The sequence below is a fragment of the Thauera sp. 2A1 genome (genome assembly GCF_009469595.2).
GTDB lineage: Bacteria > Pseudomonadota > Gammaproteobacteria > Burkholderiales > Rhodocyclaceae > Thauera.
Map to the genome: position 1 here is coordinate 1 of NZ_SSXV01000020.1, position 16,325 is coordinate 16,325.

Consider the following 16,325-nt stretch of genomic DNA (forward strand, 5'->3'; position numbering starts at 1 on the left):
TCGCCTTCAACCTGCTCAAGAATGCGGCGGGCGAAGGCGTGACGATCGGCCCGATCCTGCTGGGGGCCTCCAAGCCGGTGCATGTGCTGACGCCGTCGGCCACCGTGCGCCGCATCATCAACATGACCGCGCTCACCGTGGTCGAGGCCGGGCAGGGTGGCGCATGAGAGGGGCGTGACCTGTTTCCGCCGCACCGCCGCCTGCGGCGCGGCGGTGATCGCGACGACAACGACGCAACTTGCCGGGGTCAGCGCGCGTAGCGGCTCGCGGCAGGCTTCTTCTGTGCGAGGCAGTAGGCCAGCGCGCTCACCTCCTCATGCGGCAGCGCCTCGTCGCCGCGGGCGAAATGCAGCAGGAAGGCCGGTCGCGAGGCGTCCGGTGCGGCCGGGTCGTAGCCCAGCGCGGTGAGCGCCAGCGCGAGGTCGAAGCCTTCCGGCGCGGGTGGCAGCGGCGGGTCGCACCACAGGCCGAACCCCTGTTCGGCCAGCCTGCGCCATGGAAACCAGGCGCTCGGGTCGGCCTTGCGCGCGGGCGCGACGTCGGCATGGCCGATGAAGTTCGCTGCGGGAAGGCGGTAGCGCGTGCGCAGGTCAGCGAGCAGGACGAGCAGCGCGTCGATCTGCGCATCGGCGAAGGGCTCTTCGCCGTTGTTGTCGAGCTCGATGCCGATGGAACTCGAGTTGACGTCCGTGCTTCCGCCCCAGTGCGACAGCCCCGCATGCCAGGCGCGGGCGCGCTCGTCCACCAGTTGCAGGATCTCGCCGTCGCGCCCGATCAGGTAGTGCGCGCTGACCTTGCGCGCCGGCGAGGTCAGCGTGCGCAGCGCCTGCTGCTGGGAGCCGTTGCTGGTATGGTGGATCACCACCAGGTTGGGCCGCCGCTCGTCGAAATTGGGCGAAGGCACGAAGGTCGCGCCCTGCATGCCGCGCGGCGCGATCGGCGCGCAGGCGGCGAGCAGGGTGGCGACGAGGCTGCCGAGAACGAAGGCAGCGCGGCGGCGGCTGGCACCGGCCGCGACGCGGGTGCGCGAGGAGCGGAGCATCATGGGGCGGATTCTCCCCCACGCCGCGATAAGCCGGGAAGGCCGCGCCGCAGCACGGCCTTGCGTGCCTCTTCCAGGATCAGCATGCACAACGCGAAGCCGAGGATGCACCACCACACGGCTGCCGGCGGCGGCGCGGTTCCGAGCAGCGCGTTGCCCCAGGGCGTGTAGGCGAACAGTGCGAGCAGCGCCAGCTCGAGCGCGACGCCGGCGAGGATCCAGCGGTTGCCACCGAAGCCGGTCGCGCGCACCGAGCGCACCGGGCTGCGGCACAGGAAGACGTTGACCACCTGCATGACGATGATCGCGCACAGTGCCGCGGTGGTCGCCTGCAGGTAGAGCGGGTCGTCCACCCCGGGCATCTGGCCGTAGCGCCAGCCACCGTGGTGGAGCACGAACAGGAAGGCGGACATCGCGCCGGCCGCCTCGATCGTGCCGAGGAACAGATAGGCGCGCAGGGCCAGCGGCAGGTCCAGCAGGCGCTGGCTGCGTGGCCGCGGCGGACGGCACATCGCCTGCGGGTCCGGGCGCTCCGCGCCGAGGCCCAGCGCGGTGAGCGAGTCGGTGCCCATGTCGATCGCCAGCGCCTGGATCGGCGTCAGCGCCACCGGCAGGCGGAACAGCGCGAAGGCGAGGAAGGGGACCAGCTCGGCCACGTTGTGCACCAGCACGTAGGTGAGGAAGCGGCGGATGTTGGCGAACACCGCGCGGCCTTCCTCCACCGCGCTGACGATGCTGGCGAAGTTGTCGTCGAGCAGCACCATGTCGGCGGCCTCGCGCGCGACGTCGGTGCCCGAGCGGCCCATGGCGATGCCGATGTGGGCGGCCTTCAGCGCCGGCGCATCGTTCACGCCGTCACCGGTCACCGCGACGATGTGCTGCTTGTCGCGCAAGGCCTGCACGATGCGCAGCTTCTGGTCGGCCGCCAGGCGCGCGAACACCAGGTCGGGCGCATCGAGCGCGATCTGCAGTTGCGTCGCCGACAGGCGCTGCAGTTCGGTGCCGGTGATGACGACCGGCTCGGCCGACTGCACCAGGCCGATCTCGCGCGCCACCGCCACCGCCGTCTGCGGATGGTCGCCGGTGACCATGATGACGCGGATGCCGGCCTCGCGGCAGGTGCGGATGGCAGCCGGCACTTCCGGGCGCGGCGGATCCGCGAGCGCGATCAGGCCGCAGAACACCAGCTCGCGCTCGGCCAATGCATCCTCGTCCGGCTGTCCGGCATCGCGCCAGGCGAAGGCGATCACGCGCAGGCCGCGCGCCGCCATGTCTTCCTGGGCCTGCCGGATGGCTGAGCGCCGGGCGGCATCGAGCGGTTCGGTGCCGCCATCGAGCACCATGCGGGAGCACAGCGGCAGCACCGTCTCCGGGGCGCCCTTGCAATACAGGGTCCGCTTGCCCGTAGCGTCCTCGACCAGCACCGACTGGCGCATGCGGTCGCTGTCGAACGGGTGCTCGTCGATGCGGCGCAGGCCCCGGTGCGGCGCGCCAAGCCGGTCCGCCATGGCGACGAGGGCGATTTCCATCGGGTCGCCCTGCAGCGTGCGACGCCCGTCGACGATGGAAGCCTCCAGGCTGTGGCAGGCACCGGCAGCGGCGGCGAGGTGGCGGTGGTGGCTGCGGGCCGCCGCGTCGAGTTCGAAGCCGGCGAGCGGGTGCAGGTCCATGCCGGCCAGCAGACTGTGCACGCGCATGCGGTTCTCGGTCAGCGTGCCGGTCTTGTCGGTGCAGATCACCGTCGCCGAGCCCAGGGTTTCCACCGCGGGGAGGTGGCGGATCAGCACCTGGCGCCGCGCCATGCGCTGCGAGGCGAGCACCAGTGCCAGCGTCAGCGTGGGCAGCAGGCCTTCGGGCACCATGGCGACGATGATCCCGATCGAGAAGATCAGGTCGCGCCAGAAGGGCATGCCGAGCAGCGTGCCGATGACGAGGAAGGCCGCGCCGATGGACACTGCGATGAAGGCGATGCGCCGGCTCAGGCGTGCCAGCTCGAGGCGCAGCGGCGACACGATGTCGCCGGCTGTCTGCGTCAGGCGCGCGATCCTGCCGAATTCGGTACGCGCACCGGTGGCGAACACCAGCGCGCGACCGCGGCCGGAGACGATCGCCGTTCCGGCGAGCAGGATGTTGCGCGCTGCGGTCCATTGTTCGTCCGTCGAAGCCTGGGCGTCGCGCGCGCGGGGCGCGGATTCGCCGGTGATGGTCGCCATGTCGACGCGGATCTGATGCGCCTCGATCAGCCTGCAGTCGGCCGGTACGCGTTGTCCGGCTTCGATCGCAACGATGTCGCCGGGCACCAGCCGGTCGACCGGCAGCGCGGAAATGCCGCCCTCGCGCAACACCTGGATCTGCTGCGGCAGCAGTTGCCGCAGCGCGGCGAGCGAGCGCTCGATGCGGTGCTCCTGCCAGAACGAGAAGCTGCCGCTGATGACGATCACCGCGACGATGCTGAGGCCGACCTTGGCCATGCCTTCGCCCGGCGCCTGCCATTCGGCGAGCAGGGCGAGCGCCGCGGCGATCCACAGGATCAGCGAGAAGAAGTGGAAGTATTCCCGCGCCAGGCGCAGGCCGAGCGGTTCGCGGGTTTCGGCGGCGACGGTGTTGGGGCCGAATTCGGCCAGGCGTTGCAGGGCGTCGGCCGCATCGAGGCCTTCGGCGCGGCCATGCACGCTGGCCAGCGCCTCGGCGACCGGGAGTTGGTGGATCTTCATCGCCTCGCTCTCTTGCCCGGCAGGCATGTCGGCGGCGTCTGCAGGGACGCCCGTGTGCCCCCGAGCTGACGATAGCGCCGCAGGCGGTCACCGGCAACACCCGGGCCGGTGCCTGGTGGGAGCGGCGGCAGCCGCGACAGGGTTCGGATCGCGACCACGCAGGCTCCAATGGCGGCGATCGTCCTTCCGTGGGCTGCGAGCCCCCACCGCGACAGCCAGATCGCCGACAATCCGCACTTCCCGACATCGCCTGTGCCCGCCGCATGAAACTCCAGGACATCGACTTTCCGCCGCCGCCGGTCGTGGCTTCCTACCTGCTCTTTGCAGCAGGGCTGCTCGGCGTGCTCGCGTCGCACATGGTCGGTGCGCTGTTCAGCGGGCTGCTCGTGTTCCTGCTGGTGCAGCTTGCGCAGCCCCTGGTGGGCCGGTTCGCCTCCGGCCACAACGCCAGGGTCCTCGCCACGCTGGGCATCGCCATCATCGTGGTCGGCGGCCTGGTGAAGGCGGGGCTGTGGATCGCGGTGCTGCTGCACAGCGGCTCGGGCCTGGACGCGCTGTGGGTGAAGATCGCCGAGACCATCGACAGCGCAAACGGCATCCTCCCGGCCTGGGTGCTCGCCAGCCTGCCCAGCACCGCGTCGGACCTGAAGGACGCGGTGGTGCACTGGCTGCGCGAGCATGCGGCGGAGCTGCGCCTGGCCGGCAAGGAGGCGGGCGTGGGCGTGGTGCAGATCCTGATCGGCATGCTCGTCGCCGCCCTGGTCGCGGTGCAGGAGGTCGACGAGCCGCATCAGCAGCGCCCCCTCGCGCAGGCCCTGAGCGAGCGCATCGAGCGCTTCTACGCGATGTTCCGCACCGTGTTCGTGGCGCAGGGCAAGATCGCCACCATCAACGCGACCCTCACCGGCATTTACCTGCTGGGCGTGCTGCCGGCGATCGGAATCTCGCTGCCCTTTGTCAAGACGATGATCCTGGTGACCTGGCTCGTCGGCTTCCTGCCGGTGGCGGGCAACCTGATCTCCAACACCATCATCGTGCTGATCAGCCTGTCGGTTTCCGCGCTCGCGGCGGTGTTGTCGCTGGCCTTCCTGATCCTGGTGCACAAGCTCGAATGGCTGGTGATCGGCAAGGTGGTTGGCGAACAGATCGGTGCCAAGGCATGGGAGATCCTGCTCGCCATGCTGGTCATGGAGCGCCTGTTCGGGCCTGGCGGGCTGGCGATCGCGCCGGTGACCTACGCCTATGTGAAGGCCGAGCTCAAGGCCGCGGCCTTGATCTGACGCGACCGGCGGGGGCCGCGGCCACCGGCTCAGTCGCTGCGGAACGCGCCGTCGTCGTACGCGGCGCAGTAGGTGGCCCAGTCTTCGCGCACGGCAGCGGCGCACAGGCGGGCGAGTTCAATCAGTTCGCCGCGCCAGACGGGGTGCGTGCCGAAATCGATCAGCGCATCGGCGAGGGCCGAACCGTCGCGGCCGCTGCTGCGCAACTGGCCCCAGGCGACGATCTCCCCCATCGTCCGCACGAGGCCCGCGAGCCGCTTCTGCCGCCCGCTGCAAGCGCTCAGATCGACGCGATCCTCGGACGGCTGCAGGGCGCGCAGCACGCAGGAGTGGCCGTCGAGGCGCACCGGATGCAGGAAGGCCATGGAGATCGCCTGCATGCGGCGCTGCACGGCCACCACGCGCTCGGCCTCGCTCTCCCACCGCGGCTGCCGCGCGGCGAGATGAGGCAGCAGCGAGGAGGGCTGCACCGCCTTCAGGTCCAGCAGGTAGTTGCCGTCGGGCGAGCCCCTGCCTTGCACCAGGATGATGTAGCGCTCCACCCCCAGGCTGCCGTTGCCGGAGATGCGGCGGGCGACGTCGAGCGGCCTGAAGAAACGCGGCGCGGGCTGGCGCGTGGCGAAATCCTCCATGAAGGCGGTGACGCGGCTGCGCTGGCTGGCCGACGCAGGCAGCGCCTTGACGCCGTCGATGCGGATCTTGCGCTTGCTGCCGCTCAGCTCGGTGCGGCTGTCGAGCAGCCGGGCGCGCGACCGCTTGCGCGCCGACTTCAGCAGGTCCGCCACCAGGCCGTCCGCGGTGTCGCGCTCGACCCAGCGCGCCTTGCCTTCGGCCAGCGCGCCGGCATAGCCGTCGAGGAAGGCGGCGCACAGGTCGAGGGCTTGGCGCTGGTTCGATCCCAGGCTTTCCGCCCCGACCAGCAGGCTGGCCAGAAAGCGCACCAGCTCGCGGGTGACGGGGCCGAGCGCGGCCTCGTCGAAATCGTTGAGATCGAAATAGACCAGCCGGTTGTCGCCCTTGTAGCTGCCGAAGTTCTCCAGGTGCAGGTCGCCGCACAACCAGGCCAGCGGGGCCGCAGGCGTGGCGCCGAGCCCGGTCAGGCGGTCCTGGAACAGGTGGCAGCTCGCGCGCAGGAAGATGAAGGGATCCTCGCGCATCCTGCGGTACTTGAGCGCGAGCCGTTCGGGATCGCGTCCGGCGTTGAACTGCCGGATGCGTTGGATGAGGTCCATGGTGTCGTGTGTCGGGACGAGGGTGGTGCGTCAGGGCGTCATCGCCTGCACCGCATCGTCCACGCTCCAGAAGAGATTTTCCGCCGCGTGTGTCGCGCGGCCGCCGTTGGTGGTGGCGTCGAAGCGCAGCAGCGCCTGGCGCGGCCGGTCCTTGAGCCGGGCGAGGCTCAGCACCTGCTTGCGTGCAGCCAGGTCGGAGCGCAGCTCGGCCAGCGCCTCGACCGAGGTGGTGTCGAGGTCGTCGCAGATCTCCATGCTCAGGATCACCGAGCGGATGTCGTCGCGCCGTGCGGCGTCTCTCACTTCCTGGAAGATGCGCTCCGCGTTGGCGAAGAACACCGGCTCCTCCGGGCGCACGATCAGCATGCCCGGCCGGCGCACCGCCTCGGCGTGTTGGGCGATGTCGACGTAGTCGCGCGTGCCCGGCAACTGCCCCAGCTCGGTCCAGATCGGCTGCGAGAAGCGCTTGATCGCCAGCGCCACCGACAGGCCCACTGCCAACAGCATGCCCGACAGCACGCCGGTCGTCAGCACGCCGGCGATGGCCACCAGCGCGAGCCAGGCGTCGCTGCCGGCGCGCAGCGAGGACAGCAGCGGCATTGGGCTGACGTTGTGCAGCAGGATGCAGACCACGATCGCCGCCAGCACCGGCAGGGGCAGCAGCGCAAGCTCGCCGCGCAGCAGCCAGACGATGAGCCCGATGGCGCAGGCGGCGACGACGCCCGCCAGCTTGCTGCGGGCCCCGGCCGAGAAGCTTGCCGCCGAGGCCGAGAACCCGGCGCCCACCGGCAGGCCCTGCACCAGGCTGGTGGCGAGGTTGGCTGCGCCCAGCCCTAGCAGTTCCCGCCGCGCCGAGATCTCGTCGCCCTTCTGCAGCGCCAGCGAGCGCGAGGCGCCCCACGACTCCGCGAACAGGATCATCAGCAGCGCCGGCGACAGTTGAGCAGCATGCAGCCAGCCCTGCTCGTCGAGCTGTGGCCATCGCAGCGACAGGCCTTCAAGGTCGACCAGCCCGACCAGGCTCATGCCGGCAGCGCCCGGCTGCAGCATGTGCGATGCGGCGATGCCCGCCGCCATGGTGAGCAGCGAAGGCTGCAGCCATGGCCTGCGCCGTCGGGCCCGGTACAGCCCGAGCCACAGTGCGATGGCGGCGGTCCCCCACTGCATGCTCATCCCCTGCCATTCGCCGGCGCGATGCCAGAGTTCGGCGAGGATCTGGAACACCGTTCCCCCGGCAGCGGGCAGCCCGGCGAGATGGGGCAACTGCTTGACGATGATGGTGAACGCCAGCGCCCACGAAAAGCCGCGCAGCACCGGGCGTGAAATGAAGGCGGCGAGGAACTCCATGCGGAACAGCGCGGCGAGCAGGAAGAGGCCGCCGGTGAGCCCCACCAGCGCGTAGCCGCTCGCGGTGCCGCTGGTGGCAACCATGGAGGCGAAGATCGCCGCCGCCGACGAGGTGGGGGCGACGGTGGCGAAGCGGCTGCTGCCGAACAGCGGATAGATGCACAGCCCGACCAGGGCGGCGATCAGGGCGTGCACGGTGGGCACGCCGGCGATGCTCGCATAGGCCACCGCCTCCGGCAGCAGCATGCCCGCCACCGCGGTCCCCGCCGCGATGTCGCGCCAGTGGTGTGAGTCGGTTGTCGGCATGCGCATCGTTCGATCCCTGGCCAGCCCTGCCTGTGTAGTATCCGCCAGATGCGTGCCGCGCGGCCCGGATGGCTGGGGGCCGTGTGACACAATGCTCGGCTTTCCCGCCCGGAGCCCATTTTGGAGCTGCTGCGCCTGAGTCTCCTGTTCGCGGTGACCGCGGTGGCCGAGATCGTCGGCTGCTACCTGCCCTGGCTGGTGCTCAGGCAGGGCAGGAGCGCCTGGCTGCTGATTCCCGCAGCGATCTCGCTGGCGCTGTTCGCGTGGTTGCTGACCCTGCACCCCACCGCTGCGGGACGGACCTATGCGGCGTATGGCGGCATGTACATCGCGGTCGCGCTGTTATGGCTGCACTTCGTCGATGGGCTCGCGCTGACGCGCTGGGATGTCGCCGGCGCCGCGATCGCGCTGGTGGGCATGGCGGTCATCGCGCTGCAGCCGCCTGCCGGCTGAGCGGGGCGCGGGCGGAGCCGACCGCCGGGCGGCGCAGCTTCAGCCCGCCTTGCCGCGTGCGGGCTTGCGTTTCCGCTCGCGCTCGGGGCGCGGGGCGCCCTTTGCCTTGACGCCGCTGCGGCCGGCGTTGGCCTCGTCCAGCCATTGCAGCGCGTCGATGTAGGACAGGAACTGCTCGAGATAGGCCGGCGACAGCTCGCGCATCTGCGTGAGTGCCTGCAGCGCGAGGTGGTGCGAGTTGAGCGGGCCGGCATTGTCGGGGGCACGCGCGACGGCATGGGAAAGCTGGCGCTCGACATTGAGCTTCGACCAGGTGCGGCGGAACTGCCGCAGGGATTTCAGTTCGCGCGGCGGATGGGTGACGGGCCCGCCCGCCGCGGCGCTTGCCTGCGCCGGGCTCGCAGGCTGGCCGGCGTGGGCGAGCAGGGCGGCCAGCGGGCTGGGGCCGCCGCGGGTTTCCAGCCGCGCGGCCAGGCGCTGAAGCGCGCTGAAGTCCGCTGCGTCGTGGCATCGCTGCAGCGCGTCGGCGGCTTCCGGGAAGCGGGTGGTGGCGCCGGCCAGCACCTCGCCAGCGGCGGAGCGAGCCCGTTCGAAGTCCTCGCGGAACTGCGCCAGCGCGCTGGCCAGCCTGCGTTCCACCCATCGACGGGCACCTTCTGGCTGCGCCGCAGCTCGTCGCGAAAGCGCCTCAATGAAGCGGAAGCCGGCGGGATCGAAGCGCTCCGCGCCTTGCGCGCGCAAGGCCTCGATCATCGCCAGGAAGCGGCCTGGCTGGTGGTCACCGGGCATGCGGGCGCGTCCTGCCGTGTAGGAGCGGGCTCGACCGCGACCCGAAGCACCCGCGCTGTCCGGGCGAGCTCCATCGCGGCCGCCGCCACTCCCACAGAAGCCTGCACGCCTCCATCCGCATCACCCGGCCGGCCTGTCGCTGCGCGCCGATCGGGGCACCGGCGCCATTTCCACGCGGCGGTTGCGCGAGCGGCCTTCGTCGTCGGCGTTGGAGGCGACCGGCTGCTCGGGGCCGAAGGCGGCGGCGAAGACCGCGGCGGACGGGATGCCCGCCTCGATCAGCGCGCGCGTCACCGTCAACGCGCGCTGTGCCGACAGCTCCCAGTTGTCGGCGAACTGGCGGTTGCTGTCGCGGATCGGGCGGTCGTCGGTGAAGCCGCTCACCATCAGCAGCTCGTCCCGGGTGGCGAGGTAGGCGGCCAGCGGCGGCGCCAGGCTCTTCAGCAGTTGCCGGCCTTCGGGCTGCAGTTCGGCGGAGTTCAGCGCGAACAGGACGCTGCCGCTGATGCCGATGCGGCCGTCGTTGAGCGTCACCCGGCCGGCGGCGAGCGGGCCGGACAGCGCCTGCTCGAGCGCCACGCGCCTCTGCTCCTCGACGTGGCGCTTCTGCACTTCGGCTTCCAGCGTGCTCGCCAGCTCGAGTTGCACGCCCAGCACGCCGACCAGGATCAGCACGAAGGCGCCCAGCAGGCCGGACATCAGGTCGCCGAAGACGGCCCAGACCGGCGTGGCCTGCTCGTAGCCGGCGTCGCCGGCGTGGATGTCTTCCATCATCAGGCCTCGTCCACCAGCGACGGCTGCCTGGCGGAGATCTGCTGCAGGTCGTCGACGATCTGCTTCTGCGACATCAGGCTCAGGTCGATGAGCTCGCGCGCCTGCGCGACGTAGTAGGCGAGCTGGTCGTCGCTGCGCGCCAGCGACTTGTCCAGCGCCGCCTCGATGCGCTGCAGCGCGGTCATCAGCGCGGCGTTCGATTCACTGAAGCGCTGCACCGCGGCGCCGAAGGTTTCGCCCAGGCTGGCCACCTCGACGGCGCCGCCGGCGACCTGGCTGGCGGTTTCCGCCATGCGCACGGCCTGCGTGTCGATGTTCCGTTCGAAGGCGCTGCCGGCGCGTTCCAGCGCGTCGGCCGACGAAGCCACCAGCGCGTCGATCGCCGCGCGCTGCTCGGTCGAGGCGTGGTTGATCGCGTCGAGCAGGGTGGCCAGCGTTTCCATGATGCGGCTGCGCTCGGCCAGCATGTCGTTGTCGCGCGCGATGCTGGCGGAGAGCTCGGCGCGCAACTGGCCGATGACTTCGGCGGCGGCGCGTGGCGCCTCGGCGGCGGTCTGCATCAGCCCGGCGACCTGGGCGATGGTCTGGCTGGCCTGGACCTGCGCGGTTTCGGCGATGCTGCGCGCGGTCTCATCAAGTCTGGCGCAGATGCGCTCCTGCTGTGCGCGGGCCTGCTCGCCGGCGGCGTGCCATTCCTGCCCCAGCGATGTGGCGAGCGCCGCCAGCGCTTCGGCCTGTTCCCTGCGCCGCGCGGCTTCACCGGCGGCAAGTTCCGCCTGCAGCGCCGCGGTCCGGTCGGCGACGCGGTCGAGCAGCGCGGCCGAGCGCTCGGCGAAAGTGCCGGTGAACGCATCCAGCGTCCTGCGCAGGTCGGCGCCCAGCGCTTCGCTGCTGTGCTCATGGTGCGCGAGCGCGGTCGACCAGGTGTCGGCGACGGCAGCCATCGCGGTGTCGAAGCGGGTGGCGATGCCGTCGAGCTGGGCAGCGACGGCATTCGTCAGCCGCGCGTGCAGGGCGGCGGTTTCCTGCGCCACGCTGGTCGTCGCCCCGGCGAGCTCGGTGCGCAGCGCAGCATGGGCGCCTTCGACCGAAGACAGCAGCGCCGCCGCGCGCGTCTCGAAGCTGTCGGCGTAGATGGCGAGCGCCTCCTTCAGGCTGCGGCTGTGGTCTTCGCTGCTGCGCTCGTGGCGCTCGAGCGCGCTCGTCCAGGTCTGCGTCACCGCGCCGACGGCGCCGTCGAAACGGGTGGACAGGCCCTCGAGCTGCACGGTGACGGCGTCGGCCACGCGCTGCTGCAGCGCGGTGGTTTCCTGCGCGATGCCGGCCATCGTCGCCTCCACCGCCGGGCGGATGGTGTCGCCGGCCAGCCGGGCGGATTCCGCCAGGCTGTCGCGCAGCGAGGCGGCCACCGATTCGGCCAGCCCGCCGTAGGCGCCGCGTGCATCCTGGTAGAAGCGCTGCTGCTCGGCGAGCAGGCTCTCGTTCAGTTCGCGGCCCTGGCGCTCCAGTTGCGCCATGATCGCCTGCAGCGTCTGTACCACTTCGGGCAGCGCCTGGGCCTGCTGCTGGATCGCCCTGAAGCTTTCCTCGCGCTGGTGGGCGCGCGAGAAGCCGCGCAGTGTGGTGGCGATCCGGGTGTCCAGCAGTTGCGAGGCCTGCAGCCGCGCGCGACGGCACAGCGCCGACATCAGGCCGAGCATGGCCGAGGCGGCGACGCCGGCCACCGAGGTGCCGAAGGCGAAGCCCAGGCCTTTCACCGGCGCAGCGAGGGCGGCGCGGATGGTGTGCAGGTCGGTGGTGCTTTCCAGCGCGAGCACCGCGCCGTTCAGCGTGACCACCATGCCGAGGAAGGTGCCGAGCATGCCCAGCAGCACCAGCAGGCCCACCAGGTAGGGTGTCATCGCCGGCCCGGGCAGGGCGACGCGCTCGCCTTCGATGCGCAGGCGCACCGCATTCTGCAGCGACGGCGGCAGGCGCTCGAGCCATCCGCCGGGGTGCGGCAGGTCGGCGGGGATCTCCGCCAGCGCGCGCTCCAGCCCGGTGGTGGCGCCCTGGAAGCGGCGCAGTTCCAGCGCGCCGGCGAGGTAGACGGCGCCGATCAGCATGGTGACGGTCAGCGCCAGCACGCTGTGGCCGAGGTAGCCGACGCCGATCCAGGCGACGGCGAGCAGGCCAGCGAGGAACGCGGCCAAGCAGGCCGCAACCCAGGCGGCCACGGGGGTGCTTCTGTTCATTGCTGCTTTCCCATCTCGTTGTCGAGCGCCTCGAGCAGCCCTGTGACCGGCTGCAGGCGCAGTTCCAGCTCTGCCAGCAGCACCGCCTTCAGCTCGGCGCAGAAGCCGGCGAGCCAGCCGCCGGGCCCCATCCAGGCGGCCGGGTCGTCGGCGGCCTGGCTGTCCGCGACCGCCGCGCGGTGCGCGTCCAGCCGTTGGCCGAAGCGCTGCTCCAGCAACGCCGGCACCGTCGCCAGCAGCGCGCGCTCGCGCTCGGCCAGCGCCTGGTCCATCACCGCGTCGAGGGCGGCGAGCTTGGCCAGCGCGGGCGATCGCCGTGCCAGCGCGGCCCGCACGGTGGCGCGCAGGGCGCCGATGTTCGCGTTCATGTCGCGCTGGTGCGCGAGGTAGTAGCGGCGCCAGGGCTCGAAATCGGCCGCTTCCTCCGCGGTGTCCTGTGCCGTCGGCACCGGCAGTTCGATGCGCGCCTTGCCCGGCTGCGACACGCCGTCGCTGGCGATCGATTCCGCCAGCGCCGCGCGCACCCGCTTGCAGGCGTGGCGCGCGCCGGCAATCGCCGTCGCGGATGCGGTCGTGCCGCCGTCCGCCGCCGCTTGCGCGTTGAGCGCGGAGAACAGCGCCAGCGCGTCCTTGAAATCCAGCCAGTCGCCCAGGCGCTCGGCAAGCGACTGGCCCGACGCGGGAATCTCGGCTACCGCCAGCCCGGCGAGGGCGCGGACGAGTCCGGCGCTGTTCAGATGCGTGCGCGGAAGTCCTTGCGCCATAAGGAGTTTCGAGGTCAGCCCGACGAAAAAGGCGCAAGGCTACTACAAAGTGGAGGATGGGTGAGCGGTGGTGGTCTTTTGCAGGGAGGGGGTCAGCAGTCCTGTGAGCCCGCAACGTCGCAGGTCCGGCGGTGGGGGATGCGTGGAGCGGGCGAGGACTGTTCGAGTCCCGAGCGAAGCGAGGTCGAGTTCCGCAGAACGCGGAACGCATCCCCCGCCGCCGGACCGGATTAGGAGCGCTGCCGCATCAATCCTTACGTTTGCGTGTCAGTCGCTCCGTCCCGGCTCGTTGCCGATGCCATAGCGCCGCAGCCGGTTGGCGATGGCCGAGTGCGAGGTGCCGAGCCGCTTCGCCAGCCGTCTGCTGGACGGAAACTCGCGGTACAGGCGGGTGAGCAGATCCTTCTCGAAATCCGCCACCGCCTGTTCCAGCGTAGCCACCTGGGTGGCGTCATTGGCAGTCGGCGTCGTGCCGCGGGCCAGCTCCAGGTCGCCGGCATCGATCACCCTGCCGTCGGTCATCGTCACCGCGCGGAAGACGACGTTCTGCAACTGCCTGACGTTGCCGACCCAGGGGTTCGTCAGCAGCGCGGCGCTCGCCGCCGCCGAGAAGCGCATCGGTGGGCGCGATGCCTGGGCGCAGGCGCGGCGCAGGAAGAAATCGGCCAGCGGCAGGATGTCGCCGGCGCGTTCGCGCAGCGGCGGAACGTGCAGGGTCAGCACGTTGAGGCGGAACAGCAGGTCCTGGCGGAACTGGCCGCGCTCGACCATCTCCTCCAGCGCGCGGTGCGTGGCGCTGATGATGCGCACGTTCACCTTCACTTCGCGGTCGCCGCCGACGCGGCGGAAGCTGCCGTCATTCAGGAAGCGCAGCAGCTTGGCCTGCAGGTAGGGCGACATCTCGCCGATCTCGTCGAGGAAGACGGTGCCGCGGTCGGCCAGCTCCAGCAGGCCGGGCTTGCCGCCGCGCAGCGCGCCGGTGAAGGCGCCGGCCGAGTAGCCGAACAGTTCGCTCTCGGCGAGGTTCTCCGGCAGCGCGGCGCAGTTGAGCGCGAAGAAGGGCTGGCCGCTGCGGCTGCTGCCGAGGTGACAGGCGTGGGCCAGCAGCTCCTTGCCGGTGCCGGTCTCGCCGGTGATCAGCAGCGGCGCGTCGACCAGCGCCATGCGTGTGGCACGCTGCTTCAACTGGTCCATCTCGGGCGAGTTGCCGAGGATGGCGTCGAAGCCGCCGGCGTCGTAGTTCTGCAGCGCGTTGAGCCGTTCGCCGATACGGCTGGGGGCATGCAGGGTCATCACCGCGCCGGCGACGTTGCCGCCGGCTTCGTGCAGTGGCATGGCCTCGAGCATGTAGGGTTCGCCATTCATGACGATCTCGCATACCGGCAGGTGGTAGCCGCCGTCGATCAGCGCCGCCATCAGCGCCGGGTCGCCGATGTGGTCCTGCATCGAAGTGCCGGTCACGCCTTTTTCGTCCACCCCGCAGGCTGCCACCGCGGCGCCGTTGGCGACGACGATCACGCCGGCCTCGTCCACCGCGAACACCGGGTCGGCCTGCGAGGCCAGCAGGGCGTCGAGATACATGCTGCGGCGCGCGCCGGGGAGCATGCCCACCCTCTCGATCGTCAGCACGCCAGACACCTGCAGCAGATCGCTTCGCAGCTCGCGCAGGCCGTCCTGCCCCAGCGTCGGCGCCTCGATGTAGATGTGGGGCGGTTCCACCTCCACCGCCGTCACATTGACGCGGCGGCGCGCGAGCTCGGCGAGGATCTCCTGGGCGATGCCGACGCGGTCGGAAAAGCGCACGTCGATGCGCATGGCGATGCTCCGTAGGAAATTCATTACATCGTATCGAAATCGATACGATTAACGCAAGTAAATGAAATAAAAAGAAATTCAGCCCACTGAGCGCGCATGTGTGGGCTATTTGTAACGAAAACGTGACGACTTGTTGTCAGTTGCGCCTGAAGCTTCTTTCAAGGTACTGATTTAAAAGACAATTAAATGGCTGGCACGGAGTTCGCTTCAAGGGTGCTCGAACAAGCCTGTCGGCAGCACAGCCGGCTTCAAGCCCAAGGAGAATTCGCATGCACGTCCTCGTTCTCGGTAGTGGAGTCATCGGCACGACCACCGCGTACTACCTCGCCCGCGCCGGGCACCAGGTCACCGTCGTCGATCGCCAGCCGGCGCCGGCGCTCGAGACCAGCTTCGGCAACGCGGGGGAAGTGTCGCCGGGGTATTCGGCGCCGTGGGCCGGACCCGGCGTGCCGATCAAGGCCATCAAGTGGATGCTGATGCATCACAGCCCGCTGGTGATCAAGCCGATGCTCGATCCGGCGATGTGGCGCTGGGGCGCGGCGATGCTGCGCAACTGCACCGAGGCGCGCTACCAGATCAACAAGAGCCGCATGGTGCGCGTGGCCGAGTACAGCCGCGACTGCATGAAGGACCTGCGGGCGGAAACCGGCATCCAGTACGACGCGCGCACGCAGGGCACGCTGCAGTTGTTCCGCACCCAGAAGCAGCTCGACGGCATCGGCAAGGACGTGGAGATCCTCGAGCAGTTCGGCGTGCCGTTCCAGGTGCTCGATCGCGAGGGCTATCTGGAATACGAGCCGGCGCTGCGGCTGGTGAAGGACAAGTTCGTCGGCGCGCTGCGCCTGCCCGGCGACGAGACCGGCGACTGCTTCAAGTTCACTCAGAGCCTCGCCAAGCTGGCCGAAGGCCTGGGCGTGAAGTTCCGCTTCAACACCACCATCGACGGCATCGAGACCGATGGCAGCCGCATCACCGGCATCCGCACCAGCGCCGGCACCCTCACCGCCGACCACTACCTGCTGGCGATGGGGAGTTATTCCACGCGGCTGCTGAAGCCGATCGGCCTCGACATCCCGGTCTATCCGGTGAAGGGCTACTCCATCACCGTGCCGATCACCGATGCGGCCATGGCGCCCGAATCCACCATCATGGACGAGACCCACAAGGTGGCGGTGACCCGCCTCGGCGACCGCATCCGCGTCGGCGGCACGGCGCAGTTGTCCGGCTTCGACCTGGAGCTGAACGCGGCCCGGCGCAAGACGCTGGAGTTCGTGGTGAGCGACCTGTTCCCGAAGGGCGGCGATGTCGCCCGGGCCGAGTTCTGGACCGGACTGCGGCCGATGACGCCGGATGGCACGCCGATCATCGGCCGCACGCGCTTCCCCAACCTGCACCTGAGCACCGGCCACGGCACGCTTGGCTGGACGATGGCCGCCGGCACCGGCCGCATCGTCGCCGACATGCTCAGCGGCAAGGCGCCCGACATCGCCGTCAATGACCTCAGCATGGCGCGCTACGCCTGAGCCGCGTCGCGCCCTTTTTCGCCGCAATACAAAACAAGACTGGAGACAACAC

Annotated in this window: 13 protein-coding genes; 4 read left to right on the forward strand and 9 right to left on the reverse strand. The window is 70.4% G+C overall.

The annotated features are described in order from the left end of the window. A partial coding sequence (locus tag GH664_RS16380) for a phosphate acyltransferase (RefSeq protein ID WP_153169148.1) occupies positions 1–167 on the forward strand: 167 nt, incomplete at its 5' end. 80 nt (positions 168–247) lie between these two features. On the opposite strand, the gene GH664_RS16385 is transcribed toward GH664_RS16380, so the two are convergent. After that, the gene (locus GH664_RS16385) at positions 248–1,045 is read right to left on the reverse strand and encodes an N-acetylmuramoyl-L-alanine amidase (protein WP_228111572.1); all 798 of its coding nucleotides are present in this window, start codon (positions 1,043–1,045) and stop codon (positions 248–250) included. Further along, positions 1,042–3,783, reverse strand: a complete 2,742-nt coding sequence (locus tag GH664_RS16390; RefSeq protein ID WP_228111573.1) for a cation-transporting P-type ATPase — start codon at positions 3,781–3,783, stop codon at positions 1,042–1,044. The genes GH664_RS16385 and GH664_RS16390 overlap by 4 nt, the downstream gene beginning before the upstream one ends. A 236-nt stretch (positions 3,784–4,019) precedes the next feature. On the opposite strand from GH664_RS16390, the gene GH664_RS16395 reads away from it, so the two are divergent. After that, positions 4,020–5,036 carry an AI-2E family transporter gene (locus tag GH664_RS16395; protein WP_153169149.1) on the forward strand — a complete coding sequence of 339 codons (1,017 nt, stop codon included), beginning with the start codon at positions 4,020–4,022 and terminating at the stop codon, positions 5,034–5,036. A 29-nt stretch (positions 5,037–5,065) separates the two neighbouring features. Here GH664_RS16395 and GH664_RS16400 read toward each other — a convergent pair whose 3' ends face one another. Both GH664_RS16400 and GH664_RS16405 read right to left on the reverse strand, forming a co-directional pair. Continuing rightward, positions 5,066–6,268, reverse strand: coding sequence for a DUF2252 domain-containing protein (locus tag GH664_RS16400; RefSeq protein ID WP_153169150.1), 1,203 nt, complete (start codon positions 6,266–6,268; stop codon positions 5,066–5,068). A gap of 30 nt (positions 6,269–6,298) precedes the next feature. After that, complete coding sequence (locus tag GH664_RS16405; protein WP_194270428.1) at positions 6,299–7,921, reverse strand: SulP family inorganic anion transporter; 1,623 nt, start codon at positions 7,919–7,921, stop codon at positions 6,299–6,301. Between the two features lie 117 nt (positions 7,922–8,038). Here GH664_RS16405 and GH664_RS16410 point away from each other — a divergent pair, with 117 nt between their 5' ends. Then, positions 8,039–8,374, forward strand: coding sequence for a YnfA family protein (locus tag GH664_RS16410; protein ID WP_228111583.1), 336 nt, complete (start codon positions 8,039–8,041; stop codon positions 8,372–8,374). A 39-nt stretch (positions 8,375–8,413) separates the two neighbouring features. On the opposite strand, the gene GH664_RS16415 is transcribed toward GH664_RS16410, so the two are convergent. The 5 genes from GH664_RS16415 to GH664_RS16435 form a co-directional block, all read right to left on the reverse strand. Next, positions 8,414–9,163 carry a DUF2894 domain-containing protein gene (locus GH664_RS16415; RefSeq protein WP_153169153.1) on the reverse strand — a complete coding sequence of 250 codons (750 nt, stop codon included), beginning with the start codon at positions 9,161–9,163 and terminating at the stop codon, positions 8,414–8,416. Positions 9,164–9,283: 120 nt separating this feature from the next. Beyond that, positions 9,284–9,934 (reverse strand): OmpA family protein, encoded by a 651-nt coding sequence (locus GH664_RS16420; RefSeq protein ID WP_194270430.1) that lies wholly within the window; start codon positions 9,932–9,934, stop codon positions 9,284–9,286. 2 nt (positions 9,935–9,936) lie between these two features. Further along, complete coding sequence (locus tag GH664_RS16425) at positions 9,937–12,171, reverse strand: DUF802 domain-containing protein (protein WP_153169155.1); 2,235 nt, start codon at positions 12,169–12,171, stop codon at positions 9,937–9,939. Beyond that, on the reverse strand, positions 12,168–12,935 hold the full coding sequence (locus GH664_RS16430; RefSeq protein ID WP_153169156.1) for a DUF3348 domain-containing protein: 768 nt from the start codon (positions 12,933–12,935) through the stop codon (positions 12,168–12,170). The genes GH664_RS16425 and GH664_RS16430 overlap by 4 nt, the downstream gene beginning before the upstream one ends. 267 nt (positions 12,936–13,202) lie before the next feature. Beyond that, the gene (locus GH664_RS16435) at positions 13,203–14,774 is read right to left on the reverse strand and encodes a sigma-54-dependent transcriptional regulator (RefSeq protein WP_228111574.1); all 1,572 of its coding nucleotides are present in this window, start codon (positions 14,772–14,774) and stop codon (positions 13,203–13,205) included. Between the two features lie 245 nt (positions 14,775–15,019). On the opposite strand from GH664_RS16435, the gene GH664_RS16440 reads away from it, so the two are divergent. Further along, the gene (locus tag GH664_RS16440; RefSeq protein WP_153169157.1) at positions 15,020–16,273 is read left to right on the forward strand and encodes a D-amino acid dehydrogenase; all 1,254 of its coding nucleotides are present in this window, start codon (positions 15,020–15,022) and stop codon (positions 16,271–16,273) included. Positions 16,274–16,325: the final 52 nt, after the last annotated feature.

Bases quoted from the DNA above. Each gene is read 5' to 3' on its own strand.
- GH664_RS16385 (WP_228111572.1), bottom strand. From the start codon at position 1,045: ATGATGCTCCGCTCCTCGCGCACCCGCGTCGCGGCCGGTGCCAGCCGC.
- GH664_RS16390 (WP_228111573.1), bottom strand. From the start codon at position 3,783: ATGCCTGCCGGGCAAGAGAGCGAGGCGATGAAGATCCACCAACTCCCG.
- GH664_RS16395 (WP_153169149.1), top strand. From the start codon at position 4,020: ATGAAACTCCAGGACATCGACTTTCCGCCGCCGCCGGTCGTGGCTTCC.
- GH664_RS16400 (WP_153169150.1), bottom strand. From the start codon at position 6,268: ATGGACCTCATCCAACGCATCCGGCAGTTCAACGCCGGACGCGATCCC.
- GH664_RS16405 (WP_194270428.1), bottom strand. From the start codon at position 7,921: ATGCCGACAACCGACTCACACCACTGGCGCGACATCGCGGCGGGGACC.
- GH664_RS16415 (WP_153169153.1), bottom strand. From the start codon at position 9,163: ATGCCCGGTGACCACCAGCCAGGCCGCTTCCTGGCGATGATCGAGGCC.
- GH664_RS16420 (WP_194270430.1), bottom strand. From the start codon at position 9,934: ATGGAAGACATCCACGCCGGCGACGCCGGCTACGAGCAGGCCACGCCG.
- GH664_RS16425 (WP_153169155.1), bottom strand. From the start codon at position 12,171: ATGAACAGAAGCACCCCCGTGGCCGCCTGGGTTGCGGCCTGCTTGGCC.
- GH664_RS16430 (WP_153169156.1), bottom strand. From the start codon at position 12,935: ATGGCGCAAGGACTTCCGCGCACGCATCTGAACAGCGCCGGACTCGTC.
- GH664_RS16435 (WP_228111574.1), bottom strand. From the start codon at position 14,774: ATGAATTTCCTACGGAGCATCGCCATGCGCATCGACGTGCGCTTTTCC.
- GH664_RS16440 (WP_153169157.1), top strand. From the start codon at position 15,020: ATGCACGTCCTCGTTCTCGGTAGTGGAGTCATCGGCACGACCACCGCG.